This is a genomic window from Rheinheimera oceanensis (assembly GCF_018831085.1).
Taxonomy (GTDB): domain Bacteria; phylum Pseudomonadota; class Gammaproteobacteria; order Enterobacterales; family Alteromonadaceae; genus Alishewanella; species Alishewanella oceanensis.
In genome coordinates this window covers 305,434-320,596 of the sequence record NZ_JAGPNM010000005.1, presented here as the reverse complement: position 1 = coordinate 320,596, position 15,163 = coordinate 305,434, and the positions used below count along the sequence as shown (strand labels likewise).

Here is a 15,163-nt window from a genome sequence, read left to right as displayed (position 1 = left end):
CTAGAATAGCCGTGACCTAAATAATGCAAGCAGGAGGCAGTATGAGTAGCCTTACAACAAAATGGCTGGCTATAGCCACATGGCTGATGAGCTGGCTGGTGATTTTCTGGATCAACTTTGCCGCAGAGTTATCGCTGATGATGCACTTTGTTGCCATACCAGTGTTGCTGATCAGCACAGCACTGGGGGCTGGCCGTTATCTGGAGTATTCTGACCATAACAGCGATGACTGAGTAGCAAACAGCCGTTACAATTAACCCGTGTTATTACGGCGGAATACCAAACGATGACCAGTTGGCAAATTGCAGGCACCCTGAGTGCATTGGCCGTTTTACTGTACTTTTATCCACGCGAGTTTTTACCCAAACTGAAAGCCGAGCCGGGTTATCAGCATTTTGTTTTAGCCTCAGCCGTTGTACTGAGTTTATTGTGGAGTGTGCAGGCCGGTATTAAAGACGGGCTGAATTTGCATTTTTTGCTGCTGACTACGCTGGTACTCTGCCATGGCTGGCGAATTGCTATCTGGATTTGCCTGCTGCCAATGCTGTTACTGATTGGTTTTGGCAAACTGCACTGGGCAGATGCCGGTTTATATGCGCTGACCAGCTTTATTCTGCCTGGCTTATTTAGTTATACCTTGTTTTTAGCCAGCTACCGCTACTTAGTAAGGCACCTGTTTGTGTATATTTTTGTCGCAGGCTTTCTTACAGCGGCACTAACGATAGTACTGCAAATTAGCCTGACATCACTGTGGTTTGGCCTCGAAGGGCGCTACAGCTGGCATATTATAGCCAATGATTACTGGCTATTAGCGCTGCTGATCTGGTTTCCCGAAGCCCTGCTAAATGGCAGTGCAATAACGCTGATGGCCATTTACCGGCCACACTGGTTGCGCACCTTTTATGACAGGGAGTATTTATCACCTGAGCGTTAAAGCAGGCACAAAAAAGCGAAGCACCCGGCTTCGCTTTTTAATGTTAGATGCTTAAAACATCCAGCTTTGTTCGTCCAGCACCGGCTCTTGTTTTTCCAGCTGTTTTAGCCCTTTAACGCTGCGGATAATTAACCAGACTACCCAAAACAGCCAAACCAGCCAGCCAATCAGCACGACAGTCAGTACTGCTGCGGCAATTAAAAATACCAGCCCCATCCAGAAAGTACGGATTTGAAAGCGATAATGGCTTTGCAACCACTCCGGGCCATCTTCTTTATTAACATAAGCAATGATAACGCCGATAATACCGGTAATACCAAATACCAGGCCTACCAGATATAAAATATACACCAGCTTTGCTGTTGACGAATTGACTGCCGGCACTGCATTAAAGTCATTCATGACTTAGTCTCCTTTACTTCAGCTATTGTTATTTTTAATAAAACCAGCGTCAACCCAGTGTTATACCCAAAATCATTGAGGATGCAGATAGGCGGCAACTGAATGAATCCCCATGAGCATAGCTGTCTATGCGATTGGGGTTCGTGAAGGTGGCCAACACCGCTGCAGCGTCAAGGATGACGGGTATAAGCTGACTCAACAGTTTCGTTAAGTAACATATCGGTAAATACAAGCTTAATCAACAGCTTCAATGCGCTAAACAGCTATTTACCCTAACATCATAAGCTGGTCAGAGCAGATAATATAAAACCCGAGCAGCATAAATACTGCGCAGGCAGCCCGGCGCGCCCAGTGCAGCGATATTTTCTGCAATAACCAACTACCGGCATACACTACAGGCACATTGGCAGCCAGCATACCCAGCGTAGTGCCAACAATAACCATCCATACCGCATTTTCAAAACTGGCGGCCAGTATTACAGTAGCTATTTGGGTTTTATCGCCAATTTCGGCCAGAAAAAACAAAATGCAGCTGGCAGCAAAAGCGCCAAACCGCAGTACATTGGAATCACCGCTGTCATCTTTGTCAGGAATTAACAGCCACAGCGCCACAACAATGAAAGAGCCACCCAGCAGCCAGTTTTGCCAGCCTGGCGGAATAAACTGCGCTATCCAGACCCCTAACCAGGCCGAAGCAGCATGATTAAGCAAAGTAGCCACTAGAATACCGGCAATAATTGCGCTTTTAGAGCGAAATCTGGCAGCAAGAAATAAAGAGAGTAGCTGGGTTTTATCGCCAATTTCAGCAATAGCTACGGCGGTAAAAGAGGATAAAAAGGCTTCCATCAACTGCACCTTAGCGGGACATAAACATAAGACACAACACCGGCTCCCGCTTTGGGCCGGTAGTGTGTCTTAAGTCTCATCAATTCAAAGCAGGCTCTGAACGTTACGGCCATGTGCATTGAGGCACAAGTATGTTGACCGCAACCCGGTGTGTTAACCACACCGTAGATTACTCCCTTAAGGCAGCGCGCATTCTAGTGAGTTTGCGCGCTGCTGTAAAGCGCTAATCTGCCACCTCCCACATGACACGGTTTGCCCACATCAACACACCATAAATCATCAGGCCCATACTTTATCCGCCCAGCGTTTGGCATTGGCACGCCAGCTGGCCCAGGTGTTGATAAGGTTAACCAGGCCCCAGTATGTCAGTGGCACCAGCACTAAACTGGTCAGGGTTGAAAACAGCAAGCCACCGATAATAGCAATGGCCATTGGTGCATAGCTTGGGCCGTCACCGCCTATTTGGGTGCCCCCCATAGCCAGCGGTAATAAGCCCAAAACGGTGGTAGATACGGTCATCAGTATTGGCCGTAACCGTGATTCGCTGGCACTGATAATCAGCTCACGCAATGTTGCTTCCGGTTGCTCTTGTCTGTCCTGATTGATCCTGTCTACCAGCACTATGCCGTTATTTACCACTATGCCCATCAGCACCAGCATGCCTATCATACCCATAATGCCCATGGTGGTGCCGGTAAACATAAAGGTCCAGAACACGCCTACCAGCGAGAACAACAACGAGCCTATTACGGCTGTAGGTAACAGCAGGGATTCAAATAACGCCGCCATTACCAGGTAGATCATAGCCACAGCCAGTAACATATTAACCATCATCACCTGCTGCGATTCATCCTGTTGCTGAAAACTGCCCTGAAACGACCAGCGATAGCCCGGCGGCAATGCCAGCTTATCCATCACCTTTTTAATGTCTTCACGTGCCGTATCCATTTTATAATCTTTCGCCAGATTCATTCTGATGGCGATGCCGGTTTGACGGTCAAAGCGGCGAATTTGATCCAGCCTCGGGGCAATTGTCAGTTCAGCCAGTTGTTGTAAGCTGATAACAACATCGTCTTTGGTCAGGATTGGCAATGCCGACAATTCAGCCAGCGAATGGCTTACCTTTTCATCGTACAGCACCCGCATTAACAGTTCCCCCTGCTCGGCACTGCGAAAGGTACGCAGGTTGGTACCACGCAGCGCCAGCGATACGGCATTAGCCACCTGCTGTGCGTTTAAACCGTGGCGCTGCAGTTGGTCAAGCTTTAAGGTGATCTGAATTTCCTGCTGGCCCAGCGCAATTTCAGAGCTGACATCCTCCAAGCCGGTAACAGCAGCCAGCATAGGCTCAATATCGGCAGCCAGTTTTAGCAGTACTTCAGTAGAACTGCCCAGCAAATGCACCTGCATGCCGCCATTGTTGCCCCAGCCAAAAGACGGTTTAGACCTTACCAGCGCAGGCCAGTCTTTGCGGATAGCATCTTTTAGCTGCGCCAGAGGCTGGCTTAGCTGTGGTTTTAAAATAATAATCGAGTTGGCATAACCGGCCCGGTAATAACTGTAAACCGACTCAATATCAAATTTGTCTTTGTTGGCATATAAATAGGCCTCCATAATGCTGACTTCAGCTTCTACTTCTGCCAACGCATAATTACCCTGCACATTGTAATTTAAAAAAATACGGTCGGTATCTTCGTTGTCGTTATCTCCGCCCGATACCGCGCCCATAGGTACCACTATGCTGCCAAGCAACAACACAGCAATAAGCGCCGACCAGCGCGGATGATACATAACCCAGCCCAGTGTTTTACGGTATTTCGCTTCCAGCGCACCAACCTGTTGTTGTTTTACCGGTTGCATGGTCAGGCGGGTGGTTAAAAGCGGGATCAGAGTTAAGGCAATCAGCAAGCTAACCGCCAGACACAGGCAAATGGCAATAGCTACGTGCTCTAAAAAAATGGTCAGTTGCATTTTCTGGCCAACAATATTCGGCAAAAATACAATCGCAGTAGTTGCCGTACCGGCCACTACCGCCAGGCTTACCCGGCGCACACCACGTGCAGTGGCGGCTTTAACATCACCACCGGCCGCGCGCTCACGAAAAATACTTTCCGTTACCACTACCGCGTTATCAACCAGCATACCCACTGCCAGCATCAGCCCCATCATGCTGAGAATATTTAAGCTATAGCCAAAGAAGTACATAATGCCCAGTGCAATACAAATAGATACCGGCACTGCCAGTACCACCACCATAGTGGTGCCAATATGACGCAAAAACAGATACAGCACGGCAAAGGATAACAGCGCCCCTACGCCACCGGCGCTGAGTAAATCGGCCAGCGAAGTTGTTACGCCTTTGGCGGTGTCGTCCATAATGTACAGGCTGATGCCATTAAAGGCCGGATCGTCGTCTGCAGCCTGCACTACTGCCAGCGCAGCTTTGGCCACTTCAACCAGGTTAGCGCCCGACTCTTTATATACATTCATGCCCACGGCATAGGTTTGATCCAGATGGCGGCCATCTTCACGTTTTGGCAGCTCCAGTTGCACTGTAGCCACTTCACGTAAACTTAAGCCGGGGCGCAGCGGTAACGAAGCGATTTCTTCCAGCTCACGGTACTCGCCTACCGGTTTTACCAGAATACTGTTATCAATATTGCGCAGCTCTCCGGCGGTCATGGCGAAGTTATAGCCCTGCAGCGTGCTTACCAGTGCTGCTGCATCTATATTCAGTGCGCGCATTTTATCGGGGTTAAGCCGGATCACCACCTGGCGCTTTTCTACACCGTACAGCTCAACTTTAGATACGCCCTGCACCCGCTCCAGTGGCCGTTTTATTTGCCGCTCCAGCAGATCGTACGCCATCGCCAGGTCGCGTTCGCTGGAAATACGCAGCTGAAAGATCGGCATATCGTTGGTGTTAAACTGAAATACCAGCACACGCTCAACATCTTTGGGCAGCAAATGACGGATACTGTCTAACCGTTCGCGCACCTCAATGCTTTTGCTGTTAATGTTTTCTTCCCATTTAAATTCCAGCGACACCTCAGCGCTGTTTTCATTTGACCAGGAACGCATTTGCTTAATCCCGGTTACCGTGGCCAGTGCCTCTTCCAGCGGCCGGGTGATAAGCCGCTCAATTTCAGTTGGCGTAGCATTGTTGTACGGTACATTAATAAAAATTTGCGGAATATCAATGCCGGGGAATTTCTCCAGCGGCAACATACGGCTGGCAATGACACCAAACACCAGCATTGATAAAAATATCATGCAAATGGTAACCGGCCGTGTCAGCGCAAAACGGGTTATAGCAAGCGGTTGCTGGCTCATACGCTGATCTCCTGATTGCTGCTGTGCTGTACAGCCGGAGTATCACGGCTAACCAACGCATACAACACCGGTATAAACAGCAGGGTCAGCATAGTGGCAAGTGCCAAACCAAAGATCACGGTAATTGCCATAGGTGCGCGGATTTCACTGCCATCACCACCGCCCAGTGCCATTGGTAACAGCCCCAGAATGGTAGTTAAAGTGGTCATTAATACCGGCCGTAAACGGCTGGCACCGGCTTCAATAACCGCCTGTTGTAATGCTATGCCTTCGCCACGCAGCTGATTGATGCGGTCAATCAGTACAATGGCATTATTAACCACTATACCGGCCAGCATAATAAGGCCTATAAATACGATAACAGACAATCTGGTATCGGTAAGCCATAAGCCCAGAATGGCACCGGCTCCGGCCAGTGGTACGGTAAACAGGATCAACAGCGGTTGCAGCAGGTTTTCAAATTGCGATGCCATAACCAGATACACCAAAAATACTGCCAGTAACAACGCCATAGTTAATGAGGTATAAGCACGCTGCATTTCTTCGCTTTGGCCCATAACCGCCGCCGTTACGCCGTAGGGCAAACGCTGGGCAGCTAAAATAGCGGCCGCACTTTGTGTAGCTTGCTCTAAATCACCAAAGGCCAGGTTAGCACTTACCACGGCAACCCGTTGCTGGCCAATGCGGGTAATTTCGCTGGGGCCGGTTTCGCGCTCAATGCGGGCTACGGCAGACAACGGCAACGGCCTGGCGCTGCCGGGGTTAATAATAAGCTGTGCCAGTTGCTGTTCGGTTTGGCGGTATTGCTCGGCTAACCGCACGCGGATATCCACTTTACGATCATTTACCGAATACTGCCCGGCCAGCTCCCCCCCTACATAAGCCGCCACTCTTTTGGCGACTTCGTGCGATGTCATGCCAAGTTGCGACAGCAAACCATGGTTAAAATACAGCGTAATTTCAGGCTGGCCAGGGCGCAGGCTGGTTTTTACATCAGTAAAACGCGCATCAGCTTCCAGCGCAGCAACCAGATTGTCGGCAGCAGTTTTCAGCTCTGGCAGTTCATAGCCGGATAATTCCACCTCCAGCGGCGTGCTAAAGCTAAATAGCTGTGGCCTGTCTATTTTTACCGTAACATCAGGCAGTTGTGCCAGGTAGTCACGTAAGGTGGCTATTACCTGCTGCTCTTGTTGCGCATCGGTACCATGTTGCAGCACTATATTCAAGCGGCCCCAGTGGCTGCCGCCGATGCTGGGGTCAACGGTCATTTGTGCGCCGGTACCGGCCTGGGCATAGCTGCGTTTTACCACGCTTTGCTCTGCCGCAATCGCCGCCAGGCGCACCAATACTTTGTCGGTTTGCTCAATAGAACTGCCTACCGGCAGTTGTACTTCAACATAAAACTCGCCCTGGCTCATAGCCGGTATTACATCAGCACCCAGGCGCGGTAACAGCGCAAAGCAGGCACCGGCCAGTGCCAGTGTAACCACTATCGTTACGCCTTTTAGCGCCAATGCACCTTGCAGCGCAAAGCGGTACAGTGATTCCAGCCGGTTAAGCAGCCACTGCACCGCCCAAAGCAGAGGTTTAAATACCAGTGCCAGAGTGCGGCTAACCAGACGAAATACTAAGGTTAGCGCCGCAACCAGCAGCAACATTAAACCGCGTAGTGCCCGGCCCAGCATACGCAGTGGCCAGGTTGGCCAGTAATACCAGCGGCGGATTTGTGGCGCTGCGCCTGGCTCTGATACCGGCACCGATGCATCAATTTTAGCCTTACCCTCGCGTGCGGCCATTGTAGGAATAAGGGTTAACGCCACCACTAACGAGGCCAGTAAGGCAAAGGTCACCGTTAATGCCTGATCGCGGAACAACTGCCCGGCGATCCCCTCAACAAACACCAGCGGGAAAAACACCGCCACCGTAGTTAATGTAGAGGCCGTAATGGCCATCGCCACTTCACGGGTGCCGGTTTTAGCGGCAGTAAAGGCATCTTTGCCTTGTTCTTTGTGCCGGGCAATGTTTTCCAGCACCACTATGGCATTATCAACCAGCAAACCTACTGCCAGCGCTATACCGCCCAGGCTCATCATATTCAGCGTAATACCCTGACCGTACATCAGATTAAAGGTAGCAATAACCGATACCGGTATTGATACTGAGATAATCAGCGTGGCCCAGACGTTACGTAAAAACAGATACAACACCAGCATCGCCAGCAAACCACCGATAATGGCGGAAGATTTCACCTCATCAATGGCCTGTTTAATAAATTCTGACTGATCATACACCAGCGTTAAACGGTAACCGGCAGGCAGGGATTTTTCCAGTTGCGGTAATTGCGCCAGCAGAGTTTTCGCCACCTGTACAGTATTGGCATCGCCCTCTTTATAAATGGCGACTTCTATCGCTTCTTTACCATCTATATAAGTAATACTCTGACGGTCAACAAAGCTGTCGCGCACCTCTGCAATATCTGATAAACGGATCTGGCTGCCACCTACTTCTGCCACATATAAGTTTTCAATTTGCTGCAGGTTGGCAAACTGGTTAATGGTACGCACCAGATAGTCATAACTGGGCGTTTCTAACCGGCCACCGGCCTGATTGAGGTTTTCCTGGCGTAAGCGCTCGGTGATCTGGCTGATATCCAGCTGCAACTGGCTGAGCCTTTCCGGATTAAGCAAAATTTGGATTTCCTGGCTTAAACCACCATCCGGCCGCACGGCGGCTACGCCGGGTAATGACTCCAGCGCCCGGCGTAAATCTTCTTCGGCAAAAGTACGCAGGCTAACCAGTTGCGCCGGGCTTAGCGCTTCACCGGCGTTATCACGGCTTAATGCCAGCCGCACTATGGGGTCAAGGTTGGGGTTAAAGCGCAGCAGCAACGGCTTTTCAATTTCCAGTGGCAGCAGCAGTACATCGAGTTTTTCCCGTACTTCCAGCGCCGCCAGATCCATATCTGTGCCCCAGTCAAACTCCATTACCACATCAGAGCGGCCAGAGCGCGACACCGACTGTACTTTGCGCACGCCTTTAACAATACCGACAGACTCTTCAATCGGCTTGCTAACCAACTGCTCTACTTCAGCCGGGGCAGCACCAACAAATTCAGTACGTACGGTTAACGACGGGTAAGATAAATCCGGCAGTAAATTTACTGCCAGGCGGCCGGCGGCCACCAAACCAAAGAGTAAAATACCCAGTGTAAACATCCAGATAGTAACGGGGCGGGTTACAGCTATATCAACCAGCTTCATGGCATCAGGTCCTGTGTGCTTATATTATTGTTTTAATTATTCAAAAGTGTGTAGTTGAGTCACTTGAGTTGGCGAGAACCGGTTTACCCACACCAACACGCCGTGAACCCATCCCTGGGGGCTCGATTCGGCCTTCCTGGCCTGCAACGGTTGGCTTAGGGTAAGCCGATTCTCGCTGATAAAGTCCGGCTATTAAAACTCGCGTACTGTTACCACATTTACCAGCGCATCATCTTTCAGGGCTGACTGCCCGGCAATCACCACCTGATCGCCTACCGCCAGGCCTGACAGTATTTCTACAGTATTATCAGCCTGATACCCCAAATGCACCTGCTTACGGCTAACTTTGTTTTCGCTGTCAATCACAAACACAGTCTGGTTGTTGTCAGTGTTCATCAGTGCGCGTTTGGGCAATAATAATGCATCGGCTTTAACATCAAACTGCAACTGCACCTGGGCAAACATACCTGGTTTTAACTGCTGCTGTTCATTAGCCACTTTTAATACTGCCCGCACCGTGCCAGAGCCAGCATCCACTACCGGCGAAATACGCACCAGCTCAGCACTTACCGGTGTCATACCGGCAAATTGCAGCAACGCGGTTTGGCCAACACGGGCCTGCGCCAGTTGCTGCTCAGGCAAATGCACCACCGCTTCCAGTTGCTGGTTAGACACTATATGAAACAATGACTGGGTAACATGCTGATTTACCAGTTGGCCGGTTTTAACATAACGGCGTGATACCACACCGCTTATCGGCGCGCGAATTTCGGTTTCTTTCAGTGCCAGCTCAGCAAGGTTTACCGTAGCCTGCAGTGCATCATGCTGCCACTGCAGTTTTTCAAATACGTCGGCACTGATCAGTTTACGCTGGTGCATTTCTGCCATCCGTTTTAACTCGCTGCTCAGGCGGTTTAATTCAGCTTTTTCTTTATTCAGGCTGTATTGCTGACGCTCGTTGTCCAGCACGGCAAGTAACTGGCCAGCGCTAACTTCATCGCCCTCTTCCACCAGAATACGTTGCACTATGCCTACGGCTTTGCTGATAACCTCTGCCTCAGCTCGCGCTTCCAGTGTGGCCGTGGTGCGGTAACTGCTGCTGATCTCGCCAGTGCGGGTCAGAGCGGCTTCTACCGGTACGGCGATAACAGCCTCAGCCGTCGTGGCGGCTGTTGAACTGTTGGCCTGATTGCAGCCGGTTAATAAAATACTGGCCAGAATGGCGGCAGCAGCGGTAAGTTTGAAACTGTGTGACGTTTTCATGATTCATCCTTTGGAAAACAAAAAACTGAGCAAGTTAGCACAGCTAATGCAGAGGCCATGCCAGCACCAAAAAAAAGAAATTCATTAATATTTTCAACGATATAAAAAACACTCATGCAACTCTCCATTCTTAATGCCGGTTTTACTTGGTTAAAAACACTAATTTTTAGTCATTAACATCACGTTCAGCACGACCAAACTACAATTACGTGAGAGCTAGAGCCTGTACTCTATGGTCTGACCTCTTTATACTGCGCTCTTTTTCTCATTCAACAGGTGTATATATGCTTAGAAAATCTGCCGTGTCCTTAGCTGTTTTTTCCGCCCTTATCAGTGTGACGGCCCACGCTGAAGGTTATAAATTATTTGAACAATCGGTCAGCAGTATGGGTAATGCTTATGCTGGCCGTGGTGCGCAAATTACTGACGCTACTCTGGTTTACTCTAACCCGGCAGCCTTAACCCAACTGGACGGCGCGCAATTGTCCGGTGGCCTTAACCTGATTAACGCTAAGACCAATTACCGCAATGCGCAGGCACAAAGTGCTAATGGCCAGTCTGTTGTTGGTCGTACCGACGGTGAAAATAGTTTGAATGAACTGGTACCTTTTGTGTTTTACAGCGATAAAGTGTCAGACACATTAAGCTGGGGTATTGGTTTTTATGTGCCCTTTGGTTTGTCGTCTGATTACGATGATGATTTTGTTGGCCGCTACTTTGCCGATGAAACTGCCGTACAGGTATTAAGCCTGCAGCCCGCTATCGGTTATAAATTAAATGAGCAATGGTCTGTCGGCGGTGGTATTTCGATTAACCGCGCTGAAGGTACTTTATCTAAATTTAAAGATCACAGCGGCTTGTGTGAGCTGGGTGAGCAAACCACTAACGCTATGTTTGGTGCACCGGTTTATAACGATGCTTATTGCAACAGCCACTACAAAGTAGAAGGCAACGATATTGCCTTTGGTTATACGCTGGGTATTCATGGTGAGCCGGTTACCGGCACCCGCCTGGCATTAACCTACCATTCGGCAGTGCGTTTTACCTTAAAGGGTGATTCAGAAATTACCAACACCCCTATTACCGGTGCCAATGTGGTGGGCAACCCTAACTATGTTGTTGTGGCACCACACCTGCCGGCTATTGATTTATCTACCGGCAAACTGGCGGCAAACAGCCGCCTTACTGAAGCCAGCAAGCTGGCATTAACCACCCCGGCCAGTGCTGCTTTTAGCCTGGATCAGCAGGTAACCGAAGCCCTGTCACTGCAATTTAGCGCAGCCTGGACCCAGTGGAGCAAATTTCAAAGTATTGATATTGTCAGCGACGATGCTAACCCCAGTATTTCATTAAGCACCCAATCACCGGCAAACCTGAATGCCGAAGGTTATATTGGTTATATCCCGGAGTACTGGCAAAACAGCTGGTCATTTGCCCTTGGCGCTACCTATGTTTATCAGAGCGATTTAACGTTAAAAGCTGGTGTGGCCTTTGATGAAAACCCCATCAGCCAGGAACACAAAACCGCGCGTATTCCAACCGATGATCGGGTATGGGTAACAATAGGCGCTAACTGGCAGTTAGCCGACAACCTGAGCCTGGATTTTGCCTATGGCTACCTGTTTACCGGCGATGTAAGTGTAAACGAGCGTGAATACAATGTGCAGGATCAAGCCTTGTATAACAGCGGCTATCAGGGTGATTACAGCAATAGAGGCCAGCTGTTTGCCATTCAGGCCAATTACCGCTTTTAACTCTGCTAAAGCCGCCTTGCCACGCTGACATTGCGGCTTTCCCCCGAGCCAGGAAAAGTAACACTAATTTGTTTTTTCCAAAACAATATAGCTATTTACTAATATTCTCGAAGGAATAAAAGCTAAGTTCCCATTTACCTCCTTGTAATCATGGTCCAGATAAACGCCTTTAATCACCACCTTACTCCCCAGAGCATGGCTTATACCATCATAGTCTTCCGATTTTATCTCTAGCGGCAAACAAGTATCATTTACCAGATCATCACATAATGAGAGAACACCTTCATAATTACGTAGAGTTCCATTAACTGAGACAATTTTATCGATATAACTTTCTCTGTTACTCAGTATATCCTCTACATTTTCATTAACTACGCAAGAGGATAAGGTGGTTAAAAATACCGATACAGCTAAAAAACCATTACGAGCAAACACAAACTTATTCCCACAAATGATAAATGGTCAATAAAAAACGGGATGTTTAATAATTGCTAATTTCCTAACTCTTCTATGAAGTTTAGTGTTTCTGTAAAAACAGGCTATCCTTTACTCTGTTCTTCAGTTAGCTTTATCGTGAGCTTAACCTTCTTTCTAGCTGAAATTATCACAACGCCATGAGATAATTATAAACTTCATTACTCTCAACCCTACTTAACGACGCGCATTAAAAACCAATGATAACATCACCTTTATATTTAATATAAAAAATAGAAAAACCAAAAAAACAGAAGACACTTTAAAAAAAGCAACAGCGTACTCTACATCCCAATTAAGAAAAAAATATAATAGCGCCGTCCCTACCCCCATAGCAACTACGTTACATGCCGGATATAAAATAAAATACCGAAAAAATAATTTAGCCCTACTATTCATTTTCAGCACCGATTATTATTTTTGCACGATGATGTAATATTATCTACTACAGATAAAATAGCATTTACAGAATTACCTGCTATATTTCCTGCGGCAGCTCCCGGTTGACTACTAGTAAACATGGTCTGAGCTCGAGAGTTACCCAATATCTTCTGAGCAGCATTCGACTGAATCTGCCCACTCGTCCCGCCAGAGATAGCTCCAAGAACAGCGCCTTTAGCGGCTGAATCCATCACTTGACCTGTATCAATCGTTCCAGTATCTGCGAATTGTGTCAATGCACTTGAAGCCGCACCAGTAGTACCACCCGACAATGTATCTAAGAGGCCGGAAAAACAAAGCCCCGCACAAGCGAGGCTTTGGATTTAAAAAAGAAATTAACGCTCTTTCATGTGCTTTTGCCGTTTCTTCAGTTTCATATAATCAAATATAAAAAGCAAAACGGCAAAGCTAATACCTAAAGTAATGAAGAATCCACTGAAAATCGGTTCGACGATGTTAAATAGCAAGAGTAGCTGATAAATTGGCTCCCATCCCCCAATAACAATAAGTATACCTATTGCACGGGGACTAATTGCTACAACATTACTTAATACCTCTCGCAAATTAATCATCTAACAAGACCCATTAGTTTTATCACAAACTCCAACAAGATTAGTTGAACTCCCTGCTGATATGGCTACAGCTTCTCCAACACCAGTAGCTTTGATACTACCACCAGCCATACCAGTTGCGTCATTAACGTGCGAGGTTAATTGCTGTACAGCGAGAGATGGCGTGCCTTTTAATGATGAAACTACGGCATCCGCAACATCACCTAGTGCTTGGCCAACGGCAGCACCAGCAGCTCCCAACACCATGTTTTTCGCAGCACCATCAGTTAATGTATTTCCGTCAATAGCATTGTTTGCCACAGTAGTTGCTAATCCTACATTGGCACCAGCAGCTATGTTACTAATGCAGTAGCTATCGCAGCTCTAACCATACCCCTCTCATTGACAAAAGACATTGAAAAAAGCAAATACGCCAATTCATTGAGGGATGTATATATTGATTAAATGATTTTAATACTAGCAGATCACAATTGCGGGGGAGCGGCGAACCTGTACGTGAGTCCGCCGCTTATACTGTGTGTAGTGGTTTTAACTTAATGCACCAGCTTTAATTTATAGCCTGATGGTGCTGCATCATCCTGCTCGGCCAGTAACATATAGTGCTCACCCGGCGTTAACATTATGCTGTCAGTTTTATCCAGTAAGGTGGTGCTGCCGTTTTCTGCTACCTGTACCAGTGCTATAGCATAGTAATCTTTTGGCAGGCTCAGGATTTGTTGCTTTTTAAATGCCAGGTTTTTCACGTTGTATCTGGCATTGGCAATAGTTTCGTTTGAGCGGACAAAATAAAACTGCAGCTGGGTAAAATCGGCTACCAGGTTAGCGACTACCACATCATGCGCCTGCACCTGCGGTTTATCGGGTTCAGTAACACTTAACGCTTCTACCTTTTGTTGCTCATTAGCATATAACAACACCGCTTTACTGTTACCGGCAGCCACACTTAATAAAGCACTGTTTAGTAATAAAGTGCCGTTGCTATCACGGGCTGATAAACTGTAATCACCTTTTACCACTGGTAAATAATCGCTTAACTGGCCGCTGGCAACGCTGGCAACATTCTGGTTGTCCAGTGCAACGTTAATGTCCTGCTCCAGGCTATTGTATAAACGGAACTGTGCACTGGCATCGGTGTGATCATAAGCTGCTACGGTGGAAGAGTTCAGCACCACATCCACAGATAACTGCCCGGCTAAGGGGCCAAACTTGTCACGTATAATCAATACATAATTGCTGGTGTAGGCAAAATTAACGCCTTTGGCCACAAAAAGTGGCGTATTACCACCTGCTTGTGTCAGGTACACATTAAATTTACCCAACTCTTTGCCATCAGCAACTGAACTGACTTCCTGAAAAGATAACGAATCAACCAACTCGGCATCGGCAAAGCCTTTGCTCTCTGCACTAAGATGAACATCCAGCGTTGGATGCTGTGCAGATAAGTTGGCCAAATGCAGCTTAAACTGTTTATCCAGACTTTCATCACGTTTAAAGCTCAGGCTCAGGTAATCAAACTGCTCATCTTTTTGTGTCAATATAAACAGCGTTTTATTGCCCTCTGCCAGTGACATCTCTTTAGTGAGTAACTTGTCAGCACTGGCTACGTCGGTCAGTTCCAAAGTGTAAGAATCTGGCGCTACAGCAACCAAAGCACTGACATCACCGTAAGTGGCATTACCAATTGCTTTATCACCGGCTTTTAACGAGGTATTGCCAGCACTGGCAGCACCATTATAAAACTGCAGATAAGTCTCTGCTGTAGCATTATCACTGCTGCTGCCACCACAGCCTGCCAAGCCAAGCAAGGCGCCAAACGCCAGCAGCCGTAAAGAATAAACTGATTTCATGTAATCTTCCTGAGGGTAATATAACAACGGCTCAGAG

At 47.9% G+C, this 15,163-nt stretch carries 11 protein-coding genes; 3 read left to right on the top strand and 8 right to left on the bottom strand.

Features of this window, described 5'->3' with window-relative positions:
* Positions 1 to 41: 41 nt before the first annotated feature.
* Together J3B89_RS13350 and J3B89_RS13345 are read left to right on the top strand one after the other, a co-directional pair.
* A complete protein-coding gene (locus J3B89_RS13350; RefSeq protein WP_215398094.1) occupies positions 42 to 233 on the top strand; it encodes a hypothetical protein in 192 nt (63 codons plus the stop codon).
* Positions 234 to 286: 53 nt separating this feature from the next.
* A complete protein-coding gene (locus J3B89_RS13345; RefSeq protein WP_215398093.1) occupies positions 287 to 934 on the top strand; it encodes an energy-coupling factor ABC transporter permease in 648 nt (215 codons plus the stop codon).
* 51 nt (positions 935 to 985) lie between these two features.
* Here the strand turns inward: J3B89_RS13345 and J3B89_RS13340 are convergent, their stop codons facing one another.
* From J3B89_RS13340 to J3B89_RS13320, 5 genes are all read right to left on the bottom strand, one after another.
* Positions 986 to 1,336 (bottom strand): DUF4870 family protein, encoded by a 351-nt coding sequence (locus tag J3B89_RS13340; RefSeq protein ID WP_215398092.1) that lies wholly within the window; start codon positions 1,334 to 1,336, stop codon positions 986 to 988.
* Positions 1,337 to 1,603: 267 nt separating this feature from the next.
* The gene (locus J3B89_RS13335; protein ID WP_215398091.1) at positions 1,604 to 2,182 is read right to left on the bottom strand and encodes a TMEM165/GDT1 family protein; all 579 of its coding nucleotides are present in this window, start codon (positions 2,180 to 2,182) and stop codon (positions 1,604 to 1,606) included.
* 279 nt (positions 2,183 to 2,461) lie between these two features.
* Entirely contained in the window at positions 2,462 to 5,515 is a 3,054-nt protein-coding gene (locus J3B89_RS13330) for an efflux RND transporter permease subunit (protein WP_215398090.1), read from the bottom strand.
* On the bottom strand, positions 5,512 to 8,775 hold the full coding sequence (locus J3B89_RS13325; protein WP_215398089.1) for an efflux RND transporter permease subunit: 3,264 nt from the start codon (positions 8,773 to 8,775) through the stop codon (positions 5,512 to 5,514). Before J3B89_RS13325 ends, J3B89_RS13330 begins: the two co-directional genes overlap by 4 nt.
* A 192-nt stretch (positions 8,776 to 8,967) precedes the next feature.
* The gene (locus J3B89_RS13320; RefSeq protein ID WP_215398088.1) at positions 8,968 to 10,038 is read right to left on the bottom strand and encodes an efflux RND transporter periplasmic adaptor subunit; all 1,071 of its coding nucleotides are present in this window, start codon (positions 10,036 to 10,038) and stop codon (positions 8,968 to 8,970) included.
* A 284-nt stretch (positions 10,039 to 10,322) separates the two neighbouring features.
* Between J3B89_RS13320 and J3B89_RS13315 the strand changes: the two genes are divergently transcribed.
* Positions 10,323 to 11,792 (top strand): OmpP1/FadL family transporter, encoded by a 1,470-nt coding sequence (locus J3B89_RS13315; RefSeq protein WP_215398087.1) that lies wholly within the window; start codon positions 10,323 to 10,325, stop codon positions 11,790 to 11,792.
* A 63-nt stretch (positions 11,793 to 11,855) separates the two neighbouring features.
* On the opposite strand, the gene J3B89_RS13310 is transcribed toward J3B89_RS13315, so the two are convergent.
* From J3B89_RS13310 to J3B89_RS13300, 3 genes are all read right to left on the bottom strand, one after another.
* On the bottom strand, positions 11,856 to 12,227 hold the full coding sequence (locus J3B89_RS13310; RefSeq protein WP_215398086.1) for a hypothetical protein: 372 nt from the start codon (positions 12,225 to 12,227) through the stop codon (positions 11,856 to 11,858).
* Between the two features lie 1,052 nt (positions 12,228 to 13,279).
* Positions 13,280 to 13,579, bottom strand: coding sequence for a hypothetical protein (locus J3B89_RS13305; RefSeq protein WP_215398085.1), 300 nt, complete (start codon positions 13,577 to 13,579; stop codon positions 13,280 to 13,282).
* Between the two features lie 233 nt (positions 13,580 to 13,812).
* Positions 13,813 to 15,126: a DUF4397 domain-containing protein gene (locus J3B89_RS13300; protein WP_215398084.1), complete on the bottom strand. Its 1,314-nt coding sequence runs from the start codon at positions 15,124 to 15,126 to the stop codon at positions 13,813 to 13,815.
* Between the last annotated feature and the right edge of the window lie 37 nt (positions 15,127 to 15,163).

Bases quoted from the DNA above. Each gene is read 5' to 3' on its own strand.
- J3B89_RS13350 (WP_215398094.1), top strand. From the start codon at position 42: ATGAGTAGCCTTACAACAAAATGGCTGGCTATAGCCACATGGCTGATG.
- J3B89_RS13345 (WP_215398093.1), top strand. From the start codon at position 287: ATGACCAGTTGGCAAATTGCAGGCACCCTGAGTGCATTGGCCGTTTTA.
- J3B89_RS13340 (WP_215398092.1), bottom strand. From the start codon at position 1,336: ATGAATGACTTTAATGCAGTGCCGGCAGTCAATTCGTCAACAGCAAAG.
- J3B89_RS13335 (WP_215398091.1), bottom strand. From the start codon at position 2,182: ATGGAAGCCTTTTTATCCTCTTTTACCGCCGTAGCTATTGCTGAAATT.
- J3B89_RS13330 (WP_215398090.1), bottom strand. From the start codon at position 5,515: ATGAGCCAGCAACCGCTTGCTATAACCCGTTTTGCGCTGACACGGCCG.
- J3B89_RS13325 (WP_215398089.1), bottom strand. From the start codon at position 8,775: ATGAAGCTGGTTGATATAGCTGTAACCCGCCCCGTTACTATCTGGATG.
- J3B89_RS13320 (WP_215398088.1), bottom strand. From the start codon at position 10,038: ATGAAAACGTCACACAGTTTCAAACTTACCGCTGCTGCCGCCATTCTG.
- J3B89_RS13315 (WP_215398087.1), top strand. From the start codon at position 10,323: ATGCTTAGAAAATCTGCCGTGTCCTTAGCTGTTTTTTCCGCCCTTATC.
- J3B89_RS13300 (WP_215398084.1), bottom strand. From the start codon at position 15,126: ATGAAATCAGTTTATTCTTTACGGCTGCTGGCGTTTGGCGCCTTGCTT.